Source organism: Pseudomonas sp. LF-5 (genome assembly GCF_037626295.1).
In the GTDB taxonomy this organism is placed as follows: domain Bacteria; phylum Pseudomonadota; class Gammaproteobacteria; order Pseudomonadales; family Pseudomonadaceae; genus Aquipseudomonas; species Aquipseudomonas monsensis.
On sequence record NZ_JARKMT010000005.1, the window covers coordinates 270,987 to 289,460 of the forward strand.

Here is an 18,474-nt window from a genome sequence, read left to right on the forward strand (position 1 = left end):
CGATCACATCCGGAACACGCCGAAGCGGCTCGGTTCGATAGGCGCGTTCAGCGACGCGGACAAGGCCAGGGCCAGCACATCGCGGGTCTGCGCCGGGTCGATGACGCCGTCGTCCCACAGCCGTGCGCTGGAGTAATAGGGGTGACCTTGCTCTTCGTACTGGTCGAGGATCGGTTGCTTGATCTCGGCTTCCTGCTCGGCGCTGAAGCCCTGACCGCTGCGTTCGGCTTGTTCACGCTTGACCTGCACCAGCACGCCGGCAGCCTGCTCGGCACCCATCACGCCGATGCGTGCATTCGGCCACATCCACAGGAAGCGCGGATCGTAAGCCCGCCCGCACATGCCGTAGTTACCGGCGCCGAAGCTGCCGCCGATGATCACGGTGAACTTCGGCACCTTGGCGCAAGCCACCGCCGTCACCAGTTTTGCACCGTGCTTGGCAATGCCGCCGGCCTCGTATTTCTGGCCGACCATGAACCCGGTGATGTTTTGCAGGAACAGCAGCGGAATGCCGCGCTGGCAAGCCAGTTCGATGAAGTGCGCGCCTTTTTGCGCGGCTTCGGCGAAGAGGATGCCGTTGTTGGCGAGGATCGCGATCGGGTAACCGTGCAGGTGCGCAAAACCGCAGACCAGCGTGGTACCGAACAGCGCCTTGAATTCATCGAACACCGAGCCATCGACCAGCCGCGCGATCACTTCACGCACGTCGAACGGCTGCTTGGCGTCGGCCGAGACCACGCCATACAGCTCGTCGCTGGCGTAAAGCGGCGCAATCGGGGTGCGTTGTTGCACCTCGCCCAGCTTGCGCCAATTGAGGTTGGCCACGCTGCGGCGGGCGAGGGCGAGGGCGTGTTCGTCGCTCTCGGCGTAATGGTCGGCCACCCCGGAAACCTTGCAGTGCACATCGGCACCGCCGAGGTCTTCAGCGCTGACCACTTCACCGGTCGCCGCTTTCACCAGTGGCGGGCCGGCGAGAAAAATCGTCGCCTGATTGCGCACCATGATCGCTTCGTCGGCCATCGCCGGCACATACGCGCCACCGGCAGTGCACGAGCCCATGACCACGGCAATCTGCGGAATGCCCATCGCGCTCATGTTGGCCTGGTTGAAGAAGATCCGGCCGAAGTGTTCGCGATCCGGAAACACTTCGTCCTGACGCGGCAGGTTGGCGCCGCCCGAGTCCACCAGATAGATGCACGGCAGGCGATTTTGCTGAGCGATGGTCTGCGCGCGCAGGTGTTTTTTTACGGTCAGCGGATAGTACGAACCGCCTTTCACCGTCGCGTCGTTGGCGACGATCATGCATTCGACGCCTTCGACCCGGCCGATCCCGGCGATCACGCCGGCTGCCGGTACGTCTTCGCCATACACAGCGTGGGCGGCCAACTGGCTGATTTCGAGAAAAGGCGAACCCGGATCAAGCAAACGGTTGATCCGCTCGCGCGGCAGCAATTTGCCCCGCGAGGTGTGGCGTTCCTGGGCTTTTGCACCGCCACCCTGCGCCACTTGGGCGAGCAGGGTGTGCAGGGCGTCGACCTGTTCAAGCATCGCCGCGCTGTTGGCAGCGAACTCCGCTGAACGGGGATTGAGCTGAGTGTGCAGAATCATGGGCTACTCCGTAGCAGCTTGAAGTTTCAAGCTGCAAGCTGCAAGTTGAGGCAAGAGCGCATGTCTCTTGTCGCTTGAGGCTCGCAGCTTGCCGCTGACGAAATTCATTTCGTTTCGTTGAACAGCTCGCGGCCGATCAGCATGCGGCGGATCTCACTGGTGCCAGCACCGATTTCGTACAGTTTGGCGTCACGCAGCAAACGGCCCGCCGGGAATTCGTTGATGTAGCCGTTACCGCCGAGAATCTGGATCGCGTCGAGGGCCATTTGCGTGGCGCGCTCGGCGGTGTAGAGGATCACCCCGGCGGCATCCTTGCGGGTGGTCTCGCCGCGCTCGCAAGCCTGGGCCACCGCATACAGGTAGGCGCGGCTGGCGTTGAGTTGGGTGTACATGTCGGCGACTTTGCCCTGGATCAACTGGAACTCGCCGATGCTCTGGCCGAACTGTTTGCGGTCGTGGATGTACGGCACGATCAGGTCCATGCACGACTGCATGATCCCGGTCGGGCCGCCGGACAGCACCACGCGTTCGTAATCGAGGCCGCTCATCAGCACTTTCACACCGCCGTTGAGCACGCCGAGGATGTTCTCTTCCGGTACTTCAACGTCATCGAAAAACAGCTCGCAGGTGTTGGAGCCGCGCATGCCGAGCTTGTCGAACTTGTTGCTGCGGCTGAAGCCTTTCCAGTCGCGCTCGACGATGAACGCGGTGATGCCGTGCGGGCCTTTTTCCAGGTCGGTCTTGGCGTAGATCACGTAGGTATTGGCGTCAGGGCCGTTGGTGATCCAGGTCTTGCTGCCGTTGAGGACGAAGTGGTCGCCGCGTTTGTCGGCACGCAGTTTCATCGAAACCACGTCGGACCCGGCGTTCGGCTCGCTCATGGCAAGGGCGCCGACGTGTTCGCCGCTGATCAGCTTCGGCAGGTATTTGCTTTTCTGTTCGTGATTGCCGTTGCGATTGATCTGGTTGACGCAGAGGTTGGAGTGCGCGCCGTAGGACAGTGCCACCGAGGCCGACCCGCGGCTGATTTCTTCCATCGCCACCACGTGTGCCAGGTAGCCCAGACCTGCGCCACCGTACTCTTCCGGCACGGTGATGCCGAGCAGGCCCATATCGCCGAATTTGCGCCACATGTCGGCAGGGAACAGGTTGTCGCGGTCGATCTGCGCAGCACGTGGAGCGATCTGATCGGCGACGAAGGACTGAACCTGATCGCGCAGCATGTCGATGGTTTCACCGAGGGCGAAGTTCAGGGATGGGTAGCTCATGGGTCACCTTTTGGCTTTTTTGTAGGGTGGGGAGGGCGGTCGAACGGCTCTCACCTTTACGTTAACGTAAGCCTGCGGCGGATGGCTGTCAATCACCCTTTACGTTAACGTCAACTTGAGCGAGAGTAAGGGCAGTTCAAGATTGAAACGGAGCAGACCTTGTGGGAGCGAGCTTGCTCGCGAGAGCGTCAGATCAGTCAACATGGATGCTGAATCCGCTGGCCTCTTCGCGAGCAAGCTCGCTCCCACCGGGATTAAATCCGACAAACCCATAAATAAAGACAATAGGGGTCGTCATGGATCAACCCAGTGCAAACTCGCAGCGCAGCTACACCCGTGGTTCTCAGGACAAAGCCCTGCTGGCGATGACCATCGGGCAGAAGTTCGATCACACCGCCGCGCAATATCCTGACGGTGAAGCGCTCGTCGTGCGCCATCAGCAACTGCGCTATTCCTGGCGACAACTGGCCGATGCGGTGGACCTGCACGCCAGAGCGCTGCTGGCGCTGGGGATGCAGGCGGGCGATCGGCTCGGAATCTGGGCGCCAAACTGCGCGCAATGGTGCATCACGCAAATCGCCACGGCGAAGATCGGCGTGATTCTGGTCAACATCAACCCGGCCTACCGCAGCACCGAACTCGAGTACGTGCTCAAGCAATCCGGCTGCCAATGGCTGGTCTGTGCCGGAGCGTTCAAGTCCTCCAACTACCACACCCTGTTGCAAGGGTTGGTGCCGGAACTGGCCGAGCAATCCATTGGCCAGTTGCGCAGCGAACGCCTCCCCGAACTGCGAGGGGTAATCAGTCTTGACGCGCAACCACCGTCAGGTTTTCTGCCGTGGTCGCAACTGGCCGATCTGGCCACCAGCATCTCTCCCGAACAACTACATGAACGCAGTGACAGCCTGCACTTCGATCAAGCGGTCAACATTCAGTACACCTCCGGCACCACCGGTTTCCCCAAGGGCGCGACCCTCAGTCACTACAACATCCTCAACAACGGCTACATGGTCGGCGAAAGCATCGGCCTGACGCCTGCCGATCGCCTGGTGATCCCGGTGCCGCTGTATCACTGCTTCGGCATGGTCATGGGCAATCTCGGCTGCATTACCCATGGCAGCACGATGATTTACCCCAACGACGCTTTCGATCCGTTGCTGACCCTGCACGCCGTGGTCGAAGAGAAAGCCACCGGTCTGTATGGCGTGCCGACCATGTTCATCGCCATGCTCGACCAGCCGCAACGCGGCGAATTCGATCTGTCGAGCCTGCGCACCGGGATCATGGCCGGCGCCACCTGCCCGATCGAAGTGATGCGGCGAGTCATCAACGAGATGCACATGAGCGAAGTGCAGATTGCCTACGGCATGACCGAAACCAGCCCGGTGTCGCTGCAGACCGGGCCAAACGATGAGCTTGAATTGCGCGTGACCACCGTCGGCCGCACCCAGCCGCAGTTGGAAAGCAAGATCATCGACGAAGCCGGCAATCTGGTGCCGCGTGGCACCATCGGTGAACTGTGCACCCGCGGTTACAGCGTGATGCTCGGCTACTGGAACAACCCGCAGGCCACTGCCGAAGCCATTGATGAGGCGGGCTGGATGCACACCGGCGACCTGGCGAGCATGAACGAGGAGGGTTACGTCAACATTGCCGGGCGCAACAAGGACATGATCATTCGTGGCGGCGAGAATATTTACCCGCGTGAGCTGGAGGAGTTTTTCTTCACCCATCCGGCCGTGGCGGATGTGCAGGTGATCGGTATTCCGTGCTCGCGCTATGGTGAGGAGATTGTTGCCTGGATCAAATTCCACCCGGGCCACAGTGCCACCGAGCTGGAATTGCAAGCCTGGTGCAAGGAGCGCATTGCGCACTTCAAGACGCCGCGTTACTTCAAGTTCGTCGAAGATTTTCCGATGACGGTGACGGGCAAGATCCAGAAATTCAGGATGCGTGAAGTCAGCATCGAAGAACTACGCGAAAAGCAGGCTTGATAGGGATCAAATGTAGGAGTGAGCCTGCTCGCGATTGCGGTGTGTCAGTCGATGCAAATATTGACTGATACACCGGCATCGCGAGCAGGCTCACTCCGACAGGGGATTTGGGGGGATTCAGGAATCACAGAAAGCACAAAGGGGAGCCGAGGCTCCCCTTTAATTTTGTCGTCGCGTGCTCTTTTTATTATTGAGGGGCGGTCTGTTGTTGTTTTTGGCAACCGTTGCCCTTTACCGCTGTTTTTGGCGACCCCCATCCGGGGTCAAGAGCAAACGTATTTTTTTGAGCGCTGACCTGCTTTCTCGTTAAACGATCCAACCGATTCGGGAGCTACCTGAAGGTAGTTTTATTGTTCTCTGCCCGGTTGCGGGTCACTCCTGAGAGCACCCTGAAAAGCACACCTTCTCCAAAAAAATCTGTTAGCTGCGTCTCTGCCGTGTTGTTTTTGTTATGTCAGAGTCGGTACGTCTTATTTTTATTGGTTTGCTGCTTTTTATTCTTGTTATGCCATAGAGATAGCAGAAGCCGTGCCAACTTTTAAAATGCCTTATAAATCAATGTCTTAAGATTTTTAAGGATTTTTCGATCAGGCAGAACCAGACAATTTGTTTCCGTGTTACCCGCTTGCGTCCACATTTCGGACGCAGCGGTAACACCCATCCCCTCACTGTGCGCTACGGGCCTTGGCCACGCGCGAACCGCTCGGGCGACCGAGCACTGCACTAATTTGCTGACCCGCGGCAATCAAGGCGTCCAGGTCGATACCGGTCTGAATACCGAGGCCATTGAGCAGGTACACCACATCTTCGGTGGCCACGTTACCGCTCGCGCCTTTGGCGTACGGGCAGCCGCCCAGCCCTGCGATAGAGCTGTCGAACACGGCAATACCTTCGAGCAGGCTGGCATAGATGTTGGACATGGCCTGGCCGTAGGTGTCGTGGAAGTGCCCGGCGAGTTTTTCCCGTGGCACTTGCGCCGACACCACCTCGAACAGACGGCGAGTCGCGCCCGCCGTGCCGGTGCCGATGGTGTCGCCGAGGGACACTTCATAGCAGCCCATCGCATACAGCTCGCGGGCGACCATCGCCACTTGCTCGGGGGCGACCGTGCCTTCGTACGGGCATCCGAGCACGCAGGACACGTAACCGCGCACGGTAACGCCGTGCTGTTTTGCGGCTTCCATGATCGGTGCGAAGCGCGCCAGGCTTTCGCTGATCGAGCAGTTGATGTTGCGCTGCGAGAACGCTTCGGACGCCGCCGCGAACACCGCAACTTCCTTGACCCCGGCGGCGAGGGCGTCTTCAAAACCGCGCAGGTTCGGCGCCAATGCACCGTAGGTGACGCCGGGCTTGCGCTGAATCTGCGCGAACACCTCAGCCGAACCGGCCATTTGCGGTACCCACTTGGGCGAAACGAAACTGCCGACTTCTATATAGCCAAGACCGGCAGCGCTGAGTGCATCGACCAGTTGCACCTTGTCGGCCACGCTGATCGGTTGGGCTTCGTTCTGCAGGCCATCGCGCGGGCCGACTTCGATCAGGCGTACTTGGGAGGGGAGGGACATGGGCGGACCTGCTCTGGTGAATTCGTGGAGAACCCCTGTAGGAGTGAGCCTGCTCGCGATCGCGGAGTGCCAGATAAAGATTGCTTGACTGATACACCGCTATCGCGAGCAGGCTCACTCCTACAGGGGGATTTGTGTTGTTTGTCAGATGGCCTGCTGGCTCTTGAGCGTCTGCTCCAGCGCCTGCACGCAGCGCTCTTCGGCGGTATCGAGTTCCAGCTTCATCTGTTCGATGTCGAGCAACTGTTGCTCAAGCTGTTCGCGGCGCTCGCTGATTTTCGCCAGCATGCTGTTGAGCTGTTTGGTGTTACCGCTGGAGGGGTCGTAGAGTTCGATCAGTTCGCGGCATTCGGCCAGGGAAAAACCGATGCGCTTGCCGCGCAGGATGAGCTTCAGGCTGACCTTGTCGCGGGGCGAATAAATGCGTTCCTGGCCGCGACGCTCGGGGCTGAGCAGGCCTTGTTCTTCATAAAAACGGATCGCCCGGGTGGTGATGTCCAGCTCGCGGGCGAGGTCGGAAATACTGTAGGTCTGACTGCTCATGAAAGCGCTCGAAAGAAGGTCTTGGCGCTAAGCTAATGGCTGGTTGACGTTTACGTCAAGCAAGAAAAGGATCGCAGCCTTGGGCGACTCCTGCACCTGTCTGTGCAGGAGCTGCCGAAGGCTGTGATCTTTTGCTCTTTCTTCAAACCGCCTGCTTATCCAGCTTCTTCTCCTGCGCCGTCACCTGCTGGCACAACTCGATCATCTGTTCACGCATCCAGCGATTGGCCGGATCCTGATCGGTGCTTTCATGCCAATACAGGTGCGTTTCCACCGGCGGCACATCATTCACCGGTAAATTGAACGCTTGCAGTTCATGGCGTCGGGCAAACCGCTCCGGCACCGTCATGACCATGTCGGTCTGCTGCATCACCTGCGATGCCATCAGATAGTGCTGCGAGCGCAGGGCAATCTTGCGCTGAATGCCCATTTTGCCGAGGGCCAGATCGACATACCCCAGGCCGCTGCGGCGGCTGGAAATATGGATGTGGGTCAGCGACAGGTAATCATCCAGCGACAGTTTTTCCTTGCCCGCCATGGGGTGACCTTTGCGCATCGCGCAGACGTAACGGTCTTCCATCAATTTGACGTGGCGCACCTGCGGGTCGGTGTTGAGCGGCGCATCCACGGCGAAGTCGAGGCGCCCGGCGGCCAGTTCCTTGGTGGTTTCCCGGCGTTTGGACAGAAAACTTTCGATGATCACCGTCGGCGCCAGACGACGCAGGCGCTGGAACAGCGGCGGCAGAATCACCGCTTCAGTGAGGTCGGTCATGCTGATGCGGTAGGTCTTGACCGCTTGCGCCGGGTTGAAAATGCGGCTTTCCTGAACCGATACGCGCAGCAGCGACAGGGCGTTGCGCACCGGGCCGATGATGTTCTGCGCCATCGGCGTCGGCACCATGCCCTGGGCTGTGCGCACGAACAGCGGGTCGTTGAAGGTTTCACGCAACCGCGCCAGGGCGTTGGACACCGCCGGCTGGGTGATGCCGACAATCTGCCCGGCGCGGGTCAGGTTGGCTTCGGTGTAGATCGCGTCGAAGACGATGAAAAGGTTGAGGTCGACCTTACTCAGATTCATAACGCGGCTTCTCTTGTTTTTAGGGGCGAGTGTTCAGGGGCTGATGATCAGTGAATCATATATCGGTGATGAATGTTTATACACGCCGAGAATAGGCTAGGTAAATTATCAGCGCTGTTCTAGCATCGAATGCATGACTTAAACAACCTCTGCCACAGAAGGTATTCGCTCATGGATTTCGCTTATTCGCCCAAGGTGCAAGAACTGCGTGAGCGCGTGACCGCGTTCATGGACACTTACGTTTACCCGGCCGAAGCCGTGTTCGAACGCCAGGTTGCCGAAGGCGATCGGTGGCAGCCAACGGCGATCATGGAAGAGCTCAAAGCCAGGGCGAAGGCTGAAGGTCTGTGGAACTTGTTTCTGCCCGAGTCAGAGCTCGGCGCCGGCCTGACCAACCTGGAATACGCACCCCTGGCGGAAATCATGGGCCGCTCGTTGCTCGGTCCTGAGCCGTTCAACTGCTCGGCGCCGGACACCGGCAACATGGAAGTGCTGGTGCGCTACGCCAATGAAGAACAGAAACAGCGCTGGCTCGAACCGCTGCTGCGCGGCGAGATCCGTTCGGCGTTCGCCATGACCGAACCGGACGTTGCCTCGTCCGACGCCACCAACATGGCCGCCCGCGCCGTGCGCGATGGCGACGAGTGGGTGATCAACGGCAAGAAGTGGTGGACTTCCGGCGCGTGCGATCCGCGTTGCAAGATCCTGATCTTCATGGGCCTGAGCAATCCCGACGCTCCGCGTCACGCCCAGCACTCGATGATCCTCGTGCCGGTCGACACCCCCGGGGTGAAAATCCTCCGTCCGCTGCCGGTATTCGGTTATGACGATGCGCCGCACGGTCACGCCGAAGTGCTGTTCGACAACGTGCGAGTGCCGTACGAAAACGTTCTGCTCGGTGAGGGCCGCGGTTTCGAAATCGCTCAGGGTCGACTTGGCCCAGGCCGCATTCACCACTGCATGCGTTCGATCGGCATGGCCGAGCGTGCGCTGGAGTTGATGTGCAAGCGTTCTGTGAGTCGCACCGCGTTCGGCAAACCCTTGGCGCGTCTGGGCGGGAATGTCGACAAGATCGCCGACTCGCGCATGGAAATCGACATGGCACGCCTGCTGACATTGAAAGCGGCCTACATGATGGACACCGTCGGTAACAAAGTGGCGAAGAGCGAGATCGCGCAGATCAAGGTGGTCGCGCCGAATGTGGCGCTGCGGGTGATCGACCGGGCGATCCAGATGCATGGTGGGGCCGGGGTGTCGAACGATTTCCCGCTGGCCTACATGTACGCCATGCAGCGCACCCTGCGCCTGGCCGACGGCCCGGACGAAGTGCACCGCGCAGCGATTGGCAAGTTCGAGATCGGCAAGTATGTGCCGAAAGAGATGCTGCGCAGCGAGCGCTGATCCTGGACTGAGTTATCGTTCATCGCTGGCTTGCCAGCTCCCACAGTGTCCGAGTCGTACACAACACTCATGTACGCTCAAAAAACCTGTGGGAGCTGGCTTGCCAGCGATGACGCAAGCAGGTTCAACACATCAACATCAGGCTCAATACACCCAAACCTCAACCCGCCGATTCTTGATCCGCCCCTCATCCGCGCTGTTCGCCGCCACCGGCATCAACGCGCCAAACCCGCGTACCTCACGCAACACCACGCCGTTCTTCACCAACTCCCGTCGCACCGCCATCGCGCGCAGTTTCGACAACAAGTCCGCCCGCGCCGGGTCATCCTTTTCATCACCAAAGCCCACCAGCGTCACCGCCCGGTCGGTTTTGTCATGGCGTTCTATATAGTCGAGTACGCGGGCGAGATCCTGACGCGCCTTGTTGTCCAGGTTCGCGCTGCCTTCCTCGAAACGGAAGTTCACCGTCAGACGTTGGGCGTGGCGGCTGAGGGATTGATAACCCTCGGGCATCAGTGCATTCGGCGCGACGCTCATGGCGTGTACGGTCTGGCTGATAAAACCGTTGGCTGCGACGATTGCCTGCCCCTGCGGACTTTGCGCAAACGCAACCAACGCCTTCGCCCATGGATGGTTGCTGTCGGGCGGTAGATAGAAGAACAAGCGCCGCGACAGCGGATAGTCCTCGGTGGCGATCAGGCTGTTGAAGGGGAGCATTGATTGCGACGCGCCATCGGCAATCGCCACGGCTTTGGTCTGACGCACATAGGGCAAACCGATAAAGCCAATGCCCTGCGGATCGGCGCTGACCGCGTCGGACAATTGCTCGCTGGATTCAAAGCGTTTCGCCGCGCTGTTCAGACTTTTCCCGCGACGATTGAGGACCAGTTCTTTAAACGTGTCGTAGGTGCCGGACTGGTCATCACGCGCATATAAATGAATCGGCCCGCCACGCCCGCCGAGCGCTTCCCAGGTTTTCACCTCGCCGGCGAAGATCCGCGCCAGTTGCTCGGTGTCCAGCTGCTGCAGCGGATTGTCGGGGTGCAGGATGATTGCCAGGCCGTCGATGGCGATGACTTGCTCGGCTTCAGGACTCTTCATGTCGCCGAGCGCTTGCAGGCTCAGCAGTTCGCTGTCCTTGATCGGACGGGATGACGCGGCGAGGTCGGCAGTGGCCGCTTTCAGCGCCGTGAAGCCGGTGCTGGAACCGTGAGCGGCGATGTCCACGACCACGCGTTTACCTTGCGCGGTCTGGCCGACGACGCGTTGTTCGTTGGCGGTGTCCGCGGTTTCGCGGTGGACTTTGAGCAAGCCTTGTTCCTGCAACAGGCCTTCGACCAATGCGGGGCCAAGCGCCGCGCCGATGGTGTTGGAACCCTGAATGCGCAACACCGGGCCGTTTTCAGAGATGGGCAGGGTGGCGGCAGACACCGACAGCCATGCACTCGACAGAAAAACGAACAGAACACGCAGGGTCATGCCGGCACCGAATCAAGCCAAGGGGATTGCCGGGGAGATTAAGTCAGGCGCATGACCGAAACATGACACCGATGAAACTGTGGGAGCGAGCTTGCTCGCGAATACGGAGTGTCAGTCACCCGATATGTTTCTGATGCAACGCATTCGCGAGCAAGCTCGCTCCCACAGGCGATTCGAAGGTCAGGCCAGTTCCAGCCAGATCGGCGCGTGATCCGACGGTTTTTCCATCCCGCGCAGTTCATAGTCCACACCGGCATCCTTCACCCGTGGCAACAGACCGTGGGAGGCGAGGATCACGTCGATGCGCAGGCCACGCTTGGGCTCATCTTCAAAGCCACGGCTGCGGTAGTCGAACCAGCTGAACCTGTCGGTGACGTCCGGGTTCAAGTGGCGATAGCTGTCGGTCAGGCCCCAGTTTTTCAGGCGGGCCATCCACTCGCGCTCTTCCGGCAGGAAGCTGCATTTGCCGGTTTTCAGCCAGCGCTTCATGTTGTCCGGGCCGATGCCGATGTCGCTGTCTTCCGGGGAAATGTTCACATCGCCCATCACCACCAGCGGCTGTTCGTTGTGGAACTGGCTTTCCAGCAGGGCCTGCAGATCACTGTAGAAACGCTGTTTGGCGGGGAATTTGGTCGGGTGGTCGCGGCTTTCGCCCTGCGGGAAGTAGCCGTTCATGATGGTCACCGGCACGCCATTGGCGTCGGCGAACGTGCCCCAGATGAAACGGCGCTGGGCGTCTTCTTCATCGGTGGCGAAGCCTTTGTGAACGGCGATCGGCTCGTTGCGCGAGAGCAGGGCGACGCCGTAATGGCCTTTCTGGCCGTGGAAATACACGTGGTAGCCGAGGGCGCGCACTTCTTCGAGCGGGAACTGGTCGTCGTGGACTTTGGTTTCCTGCAGGCCGATCACGTCCGGCTGGTGTTTTTCGATCAGCGCTGCCAGCTGATGCGGACGGGCGCGCAGTCCGTTGATGTTGAAGGAAACGATCTTCATGGTCGGCAGTCCTAGCAAAAGGGCGATGCTAGCTGACATGGGGGAGATGGGCCAGCGTGGGGCGGGAGAAATCATTTTTGGCGGTAGGATTTGTGTTGCCTGGGCCGGCCCCATCGCTGGCAAGCCAGCTCCCACAGGTTTCTCGGGTGCACATGAATGTTATGAACGACGCGGACACTGTGGGAGCTGGCTTGCCAGCGATGGGGCCCACCCGGTCGATGAAGATCCAGCCTTGGTCTATACCTGTGGGGAACTGCGCCAGCCGCAAAAGGTTCGTACCAACAAGAGCGGCGCCATTTGGACGCGCCTCGGGGAGAATCATCGTCATGCCTGAAACCCAGACCGCCATCGCCGATATTCACATGCTCGACCGCGGTTATTCCCGCGAAGCCCGATCGCTGCTGTATCAGGCCTATCGCCACGAACCGACCTTCGGTTACCTGTTCGAGGCCGAGCGGCCCGGCTATGAGCAACGGGTGCGCGCCACCGTGCGGGAGCTGGTCAAACAGCATTTTCTGCAGGACCTGCCGGCCATCGGCCTGTTGGTCAACGACCGGTTGATCGGCATCGCCCTGATCGCACCGCCACAGCGTCGCCTGGGGATTACCGAAAGCTGGGCATGGCGCCTGCGCATGGTGCTCAGCACCGGTTTGCGCTGCACCCGGCGTTATCTGGAGTACCACAATGCCGTCGCCGCCTGCGTGCCCGGCGATTCGGTACACATGCTGCCGCTGCTCGGGGTGCACCCGCAGTTCCAGGGCAAACATTTCGGCGAGCAACTGCTGACCGCCGTGCACAACTGGTGCGCCGTCGATGAAACCTCTCAAGGCGTGGTGCTCGACACGGGCAACCCGCGATACCTGGAATTCTATAAACGTCAGGGCTATGAGGAGATTGGCGAAGTTGCCGTCGGCCCGGTGCGTGAACACGTATTTTTTCACGCCAATCCACAGCTGTTACAAACAGCAATGGCTTGACCATCGAACTTTTTCGGAAATTTCCTGTTCTATCACGCTCCCAAGCCCGTGATAGCATCCGCGCCTATGAAGTTTCCAGGAAGATTTACCAGTGGCGTGCTCATGCTGTTAACCAGCTGCGCGGCGCTGGCGCAAAGTGAATTGGATGTGCGGATCAAACCGTCCAACGATGAACTGAAGGCCAATATAGAGGGCTATATCGGCAGCCTCGGCGATCGTGACGAAGCAGCCTTGCTGCGCTTCAGTCGCGGTGCCGAGGAGCAGGCGCGCAAGGCCGCCCAGGCCTTGGGTTACTACCAGCCGCAGATCGACAGCGACGTCAAGGGCGGGGACAAACCGCGGCTTGTGCTGAAGATTGATCCCGGCGAGCCGATTCGCCTGCGTAACGTCACCATCCGTGTCGACGGCCCGGCGGCCGCTCTCAAATCCTTTCGTGTACCGAGCAGCGACGTGCTCAAGTCCGGCGCGGTGCTCAACCATGGCCGCTACGAAGACGCCAAACGGCTGATCCAGAACCAGGCCTCGCGTTTCGGCTTTTTCAGCGGCCATTTCACCAGCCAGAAACTCATGGTCGACCCGCGCGCGGGGGTGGCCGACATCGAACTGATCTACGACAGCGGCCCGCGCTATGCACTGGGCAAAGTCAAATTCGAAGGCGACACGCCCTTCGACGAAGACCTGCTGCAACGCATGGTGCCGTTCAAGGAAGGCGAGCCGTATGACTCCGAGTTGATTGCCGAACTCAACCGCGACCTGCAATCGAGCGGTTATTTCGAAGGCGTGCGCGTCGATGCCGCGCCCACTTCGGCGAAGAACGACGTGATTCCGGTGGACGTCAAACTCGACACGCGCAAGCCGCGCACCATGGGCCTGGGCCTCGGTTATTCGACCGACGTCGGCCCACGGATCAAGGCCAACTGGACCCGCCACTGGGTTAATCCGCAAGGCGACAGCTACGGCTGGGAAGCCGAACTGTCGGCACCACGGCAGAACGTCGGGCTGTTCTATGACATCCCGCTCGACCCGCCGCTGACCGACAAACTACGCTGGGCCGGCGGTTATCAATATGAAGACATCGACGGTTCCGACACCCTGAGCAAGCTGCTGACGTTCGGCCCGGAATGGCACAGCAAGCTGCCCAGCGGCTGGCAGCGGGTCATTTCGTTGAAATGGCAGCGTGAGGAATACCAGCTCGGTGACGACTCCGGTCTCAGCACCTTGCTGATGCCCGGTATCAGTTACTCGTACCTGAAAAGCGACAACCGCATCGACCCGCACAATGGCTATCGCCTGACGTTTGAAAGCAAAGTGGCGAAGGAAGGCCTCGGCTCGGACAACAACCTGCTCTATGGCACCGCGTTGATCAAAGGCCTGACCACCGTATTCGACAACCATCGCTTCCTCGGGCGGGTGCAGGTCGGCGGCAGTGCCACCAACGGCTACAACTCGGTACCGCCGTCGCTGCGCTTCTTCGCCGGTGGTGACCAGAGCGTGCGCGGTTACGACTACCAGAGCCTGTCCCCGGAAAACGCCAAGGGCGACCGTATCGGCGGGCGCTACATGGTCGCCGGCAGCGTCGAGTATCAATATTCGATCGCCGAGAAATGGCGGGTGGCGACCTTCGTCGACCAGGGCAACTCCTTCAACAAACTCGAACTGCCGAACCTCAAGACCGGGGTCGGTATCGGTGTGCGCTGGGTCTCGCCGGTGGGGCCGATCCGCCTCGACCTGGCCCACGCGCTGGACGACGATGGCGGCATCCGGCTGCACTTTTCCATGGGGCCTGAGCTGTGAAGCGTGGTTTGAAAATATCCGCAGTGGTGCTGTTGGCGCTGCTGCTGTTGATTGTCTTGAGCATCAGCGCCGTGCTCGGCACCCAAGCGGGCAGTCGCTGGGCGCTGGGGTGGGTGCCCGGTCTGAGCGTGGAGAATTTCCAGGGCCGCCTCGGCGGGCAGTGGAGCGCCGATCATCTTGTATGGCAGCAGGACAGCAGCCGGGTCGAGCTGGACAAGCCGATCTTCGCCTGGTCGCCGTTGTGCCTGACCCGCATGACCCTGTGCATCGACCAGCTCAAGGCGGATCAGGTCATTCTGCAATTCCCGCCGAGCGAGGAGACGACTGACAGTGGCCCGATCAAACTGCCGGACCTGCAACTGCCGGTGGCTATCGAACTCGGTGACGTGCAGGTCGGCAGCCTGCTGTTCAACGGCAGCGAGCAGCTCAAGGGCCTGCAACTGGCGGCGCACTGGACCGCCAAGGGGATGCAGATCGACAGCGTCAAACTGCAGCGCGACGATCTGAGCCTGAACCTCTCCGGCCTGCTGCAACCGACCGGCAACTGGCCGTTGAACATCGCCGGCGACCTGAGCCTGCCATCGGTCGGCACAAGCCCCTGGACGCTGGCGCTCAAGGTTGACGGCGACCTGCTGAAAACCCTCAACCTGCATGCCGACAGCCGCGGTTACCTCGATGGCCAGTTGAACGGCGAGCTGCAACCGCTGGCGGAAAACCTGCCGGCCAAGGTGCGCATCACTGCGGAGGCGTTCAAACCGAGCGCTGATCTGCCGGACACCCTGCAACTCAATCAATTGGTACTGACCGGCGAAGGCGATCTGAAAAACGGCTATCAGCTAAACGGCAATGCCACGTTGCCCGCCGACAAAGGCCCGGTGGCGCTGCTGCTCAAAGGCACGGTAGACGCCAACGGTGCGCAGATCGCCGGCCTCGACCTGACGGCCAACGACAAGCAAAGCCTCGCACTCACCGGCAGCGTCGACTGGAGCAAAGGCCTCACGGCTCAGGCCAATATCAATTGGCAGGATTTTCCGTGGCATCGGCTGTATTCCGAGATCGACGAGCCGCAAGTCGCCTTGCGTACCTTCACTGGCGAAGTCTCCTACACCGACGGTCAATACATCGGTAACTTCGCCGCCGCACTGGATGGCCCGGCGGGGGCGTTCAGCCTGAGCAGTCCGTTCAGCGGCAGCCTGAAACAGATCGCTTTGCCGCAACTGAAAATGGAAGCCGGGCAGGGCAAGGCCGAGGGGCATGTGAACGTGCAGTTCGCCGACGGCATCGCCTGGGACACTGCGCTGGAACTGTCAGCGTTGAACCCGGCGTACTGGGTCGCCGAGTTGCCGGGCACGTTAGCTGGACCGCTGAAAAGTAAAGGCGAGATGAAGAACGAGCGTTTGAGCCTGACCGCCGACCTCGACTTGAAAGGCAAACTGCGCGGTCAGCCGGCGATCCTGCAAGCCAAGGCTGACGGTGCCGGCGAGCAATGGAACCTCAACGCCCTGCAAATCCGCCTCGGTGACAACAGCATTAACGGCAAAGGCAGCCTGCAACAGAAACTCACCGGGCAGATCGACATCAAGCTGACACGGCTGGCCCAGCTCTGGCCGCAGCTGCGCGGGCAGGTCACTGGCCAGGTCAACGTCGCCGGTACGCTGAAAGCACCGCAAGGCAAGCTCGACCTGCAAGGTGCGCAACTGGCATTCCAGGACAATCGCCTGCAAAGCCTCAACCTCGATGCCAGCCTCGACAATGCGCAACGGGCTAAGGTCGATCTGAAGGGCAGCGGGATTCAGGCCGGCGACACTAACCTCGGCGTGTTGACCGCCAGCGCCCAGGGCGACATCAAAAGCCAGAAGCTCAACCTCGACCTTATCGGGCCGAAACTGAAACTGGCCTTGGGGCTGGACGGCAATCTGGACAAGGGCAACTGGCGCGGACGTCTGGCCAGTGGTGACATTCAGGCCGGTGGGCAGGACTGGAAACTGCAAAACCCGGCCAGGCTCGAACGCCTGGCTGACGGCAAGATCAACTTCGGCGCGCATTGCTGGATGTCCGGCAATGCCAGCCTGTGCGGCGAAGACCAGCGGCTGCTGCCCGAGCCGAAATTGCGCTACCACCTCAAGCAATTCCCGATCGAAAGCCTCGCGCAATGGTTGCCGAAGGATTTCGCCTGGCAGGGCAAGCTCAACGCCGACCTGCAACTGGACCTGCCGGCCAGCGGCCCGAACGGTGTGGTCAGTATCGACGCCAGCGGCGGCACTTTGCGCATGAAGGAAAAGGATCAGTGGCTGGACTTTCCGTACCAGACCCTGAAACTCACCAGCAAACTCACACCGAAGCGCATCGACACAGACCTGAACTTCGTCGGCGGCAAGCTTGGCGAACTGATGGTGCAGGCCCAGCTCAATCCACTGCCAAAGAACAAACCGCTGAGCGGCTCGTTCCGTCTTAGCGGGCTGGATCTGTCGGTGGCGCGGCCGTTTGTACCGATGGTCGAAAAGCTCACCGGGCACTTGAACGGCAGTGGCACGATTTCCGGCGGGCTGCTGGCGCCGCTGGTCAACGGCACGGTGAAACTCAGCGACGGCGAAGTCTCCGGCGCCGAGTTGCCGCTGGAACTGAAGGATCTGCAACTGCAAGCGGTGATCGCCGGTGAAGCGGTGCGCCTCGACGGTGGCTGGAAGAGCGGCAAGACCGGCCAGGGCAGCCTCAACGGCAACGTCGCCTGGGGCCAGGCGCTGATGGTCGATCTGGCGTTGAAAGGCACGCAGTTGCCGGTCACCGTCGAGCCCTACGCCAAGCTGGAAGTAGCACCGGACCTGAAGATTTCCATGGCCGGCGACGAGTTGAAAATTGCCGGCAAGGTGCAGGTGCCGAGAGGCGAAATCACTGTGCGCGAACTGCCGCCCTCGACGGTGAAAGTCTCCGACGACACGATCATCGTCGGTGCGCAGACCGAAGAGGGCAAGCCGCCGATGGCGATGAAAATGGACATCGACGTGGTGGTCGGCGAAGACAAACTGAGTTTTGCCGGCTTCGGCCTGACCGCCAACCTGCAAGGTCACGTGCACATCGGCGACAACATGGACACCCGCGGCGAACTGTGGCTCAACGACGGCCGATACCGCGCCTACGGCCAGCGCCTGAACGTGCGCCGTGCGCGTCTGTTGTTCGCCGGCCCCATCGATCAGCCGTATCTGGACATCGAAGCGATTCGCCAGACCGATGACGTGATCGCCGGTATTCGCCTGAGCGGCAGCGCCGAGCAGCCGACCACGCAGATCTTCTCCGAGCCGGCCATGAGCCAGGAGCAGGCGTTGTCGTATCTGGTGCTGGGACGGCCGCTGAGCACCAACGGCGAAGACAACAACATGCTCGCGCAAGCGGCGTTGGGGCTAGGCCTGATGGGCAGTTCCGGGGTGACCAGCGGGCTGGCCAAGGACCTGGGCATTCAGGACTTCCAGCTCGACACCCAAGGCAGTGGCAACACCACCAGCGTGGTCGCCAGTGGCAACATTTCCGAGAAGCTCAGTTTGCGTTATGGCGTCGGCGTGTTCGAACCGGCCAGTACCATTGCGCTGCGTTACAAGCTGAGCAAGAAGGTTTATCTGGAAGCGGCCAGCGGTGTCGCCAGTTCGCTGGATATCTTCTACAAGCGCGATTTCTAGATCGCGCTTGCTTCTTGAATCGGGTCGCTGTCATCGCTGGCAAGCCAGCTCCCACACGTCTGTCCGGCGCACCTGAATGTTGTGCCCGGCAAGGACCCTGTGG

Annotated in this window: 12 protein-coding genes; 5 read left to right on the forward strand and 7 right to left on the reverse strand. The window is 60.6% G+C overall.

Annotated elements, in window-relative coordinates; all coding sequences use genetic code 11:
• Positions 1-3 precede the first annotated feature (3 nt).
• Positions 4-1,608, reverse strand: coding sequence for a carboxyl transferase domain-containing protein (locus PseuLF5_RS17775; protein ID WP_123462379.1), 1,605 nt, complete (start codon positions 1,606-1,608; stop codon positions 4-6).
• Between the two features lie 104 nt (positions 1,609-1,712).
• Positions 1,713-2,876: an isovaleryl-CoA dehydrogenase gene (locus PseuLF5_RS17780; protein ID WP_186744406.1), complete on the reverse strand. Its 1,164-nt coding sequence runs from the start codon at positions 2,874-2,876 to the stop codon at positions 1,713-1,715.
• 296 nt (positions 2,877-3,172) lie between these two features.
• Here PseuLF5_RS17780 and PseuLF5_RS17785 point away from each other — a divergent pair, with 296 nt between their 5' ends.
• Positions 3,173-4,870, forward strand: coding sequence for an AMP-binding protein (locus PseuLF5_RS17785; protein WP_340134169.1), 1,698 nt, complete (start codon positions 3,173-3,175; stop codon positions 4,868-4,870).
• A 665-nt stretch (positions 4,871-5,535) separates the two neighbouring features.
• On the opposite strand, the gene PseuLF5_RS17790 is transcribed toward PseuLF5_RS17785, so the two are convergent.
• From PseuLF5_RS17790 to PseuLF5_RS17800, 3 genes are all read right to left on the reverse strand, one after another.
• Positions 5,536-6,435: a hydroxymethylglutaryl-CoA lyase gene (locus PseuLF5_RS17790; RefSeq protein ID WP_340134170.1), complete on the reverse strand. Its 900-nt coding sequence runs from the start codon at positions 6,433-6,435 to the stop codon at positions 5,536-5,538.
• A 144-nt stretch (positions 6,436-6,579) separates the two neighbouring features.
• A complete protein-coding gene (locus PseuLF5_RS17795) occupies positions 6,580-6,978 on the reverse strand; it encodes a MerR family transcriptional regulator (RefSeq protein WP_042559912.1) in 399 nt (132 codons plus the stop codon).
• A gap of 142 nt (positions 6,979-7,120) precedes the next feature.
• Positions 7,121-8,056, reverse strand: coding sequence for a LysR family transcriptional regulator (locus PseuLF5_RS17800; RefSeq protein ID WP_128616368.1), 936 nt, complete (start codon positions 8,054-8,056; stop codon positions 7,121-7,123).
• A 171-nt stretch (positions 8,057-8,227) separates the two neighbouring features.
• Here PseuLF5_RS17800 and PseuLF5_RS17805 point away from each other — a divergent pair, with 171 nt between their 5' ends.
• Entirely contained in the window at positions 8,228-9,457 is a 1,230-nt protein-coding gene (locus tag PseuLF5_RS17805) for an acyl-CoA dehydrogenase (RefSeq protein ID WP_123462387.1), read from the forward strand.
• Between the two features lie 144 nt (positions 9,458-9,601).
• Here PseuLF5_RS17805 and PseuLF5_RS17810 read toward each other — a convergent pair whose 3' ends face one another.
• Positions 9,602-10,936 (reverse strand): phosphate ABC transporter substrate-binding/OmpA family protein, encoded by a 1,335-nt coding sequence (locus tag PseuLF5_RS17810; protein ID WP_340134172.1) that lies wholly within the window; start codon positions 10,934-10,936, stop codon positions 9,602-9,604.
• Positions 10,937-11,116: 180 nt separating this feature from the next.
• Positions 11,117-11,929, reverse strand: coding sequence for an exodeoxyribonuclease III (xthA, locus tag PseuLF5_RS17815; protein ID WP_186744399.1), 813 nt, complete (start codon positions 11,927-11,929; stop codon positions 11,117-11,119).
• A gap of 326 nt (positions 11,930-12,255) precedes the next feature.
• Between xthA and PseuLF5_RS17820 the strand changes: the two genes are divergently transcribed.
• The 3 genes from PseuLF5_RS17820 (at position 12,256) to PseuLF5_RS17830 (ending at position 18,371) form a co-directional block, all read left to right on the forward strand.
• A complete protein-coding gene (locus PseuLF5_RS17820) occupies positions 12,256-12,906 on the forward strand; it encodes a GNAT family N-acetyltransferase (RefSeq protein ID WP_123462394.1) in 651 nt (216 codons plus the stop codon).
• A 66-nt stretch (positions 12,907-12,972) separates the two neighbouring features.
• On the forward strand, positions 12,973-14,700 hold the full coding sequence (locus tag PseuLF5_RS17825) for an autotransporter assembly complex protein TamA (RefSeq protein WP_340134173.1): 1,728 nt from the start codon (positions 12,973-12,975) through the stop codon (positions 14,698-14,700).
• Positions 14,697-18,371, forward strand: coding sequence for a translocation/assembly module TamB domain-containing protein (locus PseuLF5_RS17830; protein WP_340134174.1), 3,675 nt, complete (start codon positions 14,697-14,699; stop codon positions 18,369-18,371). The genes PseuLF5_RS17825 and PseuLF5_RS17830 overlap by 4 nt, the downstream gene beginning before the upstream one ends.
• Positions 18,372-18,474 lie beyond the last annotated feature (103 nt).

Coding starts and splice junctions, on each gene's coding strand:
- PseuLF5_RS17795 (WP_042559912.1), bottom strand. CDS start 6,978: ATGAGCAGTCAGACCTACAGTATTTCCGACCTCGCCCGCGAGCTGGAC.
- PseuLF5_RS17825 (WP_340134173.1), top strand. CDS start 12,973: ATGAAGTTTCCAGGAAGATTTACCAGTGGCGTGCTCATGCTGTTAACC.
- PseuLF5_RS17800 (WP_128616368.1), bottom strand. CDS start 8,056: ATGAATCTGAGTAAGGTCGACCTCAACCTTTTCATCGTCTTCGACGCG.
- PseuLF5_RS17810 (WP_340134172.1), bottom strand. CDS start 10,936: ATGACCCTGCGTGTTCTGTTCGTTTTTCTGTCGAGTGCATGGCTGTCG.
- xthA (WP_186744399.1), bottom strand. CDS start 11,929: ATGAAGATCGTTTCCTTCAACATCAACGGACTGCGCGCCCGTCCGCAT.
- PseuLF5_RS17785 (WP_340134169.1), top strand. CDS start 3,173: ATGGATCAACCCAGTGCAAACTCGCAGCGCAGCTACACCCGTGGTTCT.
- PseuLF5_RS17780 (WP_186744406.1), bottom strand. CDS start 2,876: ATGAGCTACCCATCCCTGAACTTCGCCCTCGGTGAAACCATCGACATG.
- PseuLF5_RS17805 (WP_123462387.1), top strand. CDS start 8,228: ATGGATTTCGCTTATTCGCCCAAGGTGCAAGAACTGCGTGAGCGCGTG.
- PseuLF5_RS17820 (WP_123462394.1), top strand. CDS start 12,256: ATGCCTGAAACCCAGACCGCCATCGCCGATATTCACATGCTCGACCGC.
- PseuLF5_RS17775 (WP_123462379.1), bottom strand. CDS start 1,608: ATGATTCTGCACACTCAGCTCAATCCCCGTTCAGCGGAGTTCGCTGCC.
- PseuLF5_RS17790 (WP_340134170.1), bottom strand. CDS start 6,435: ATGTCCCTCCCCTCCCAAGTACGCCTGATCGAAGTCGGCCCGCGCGAT.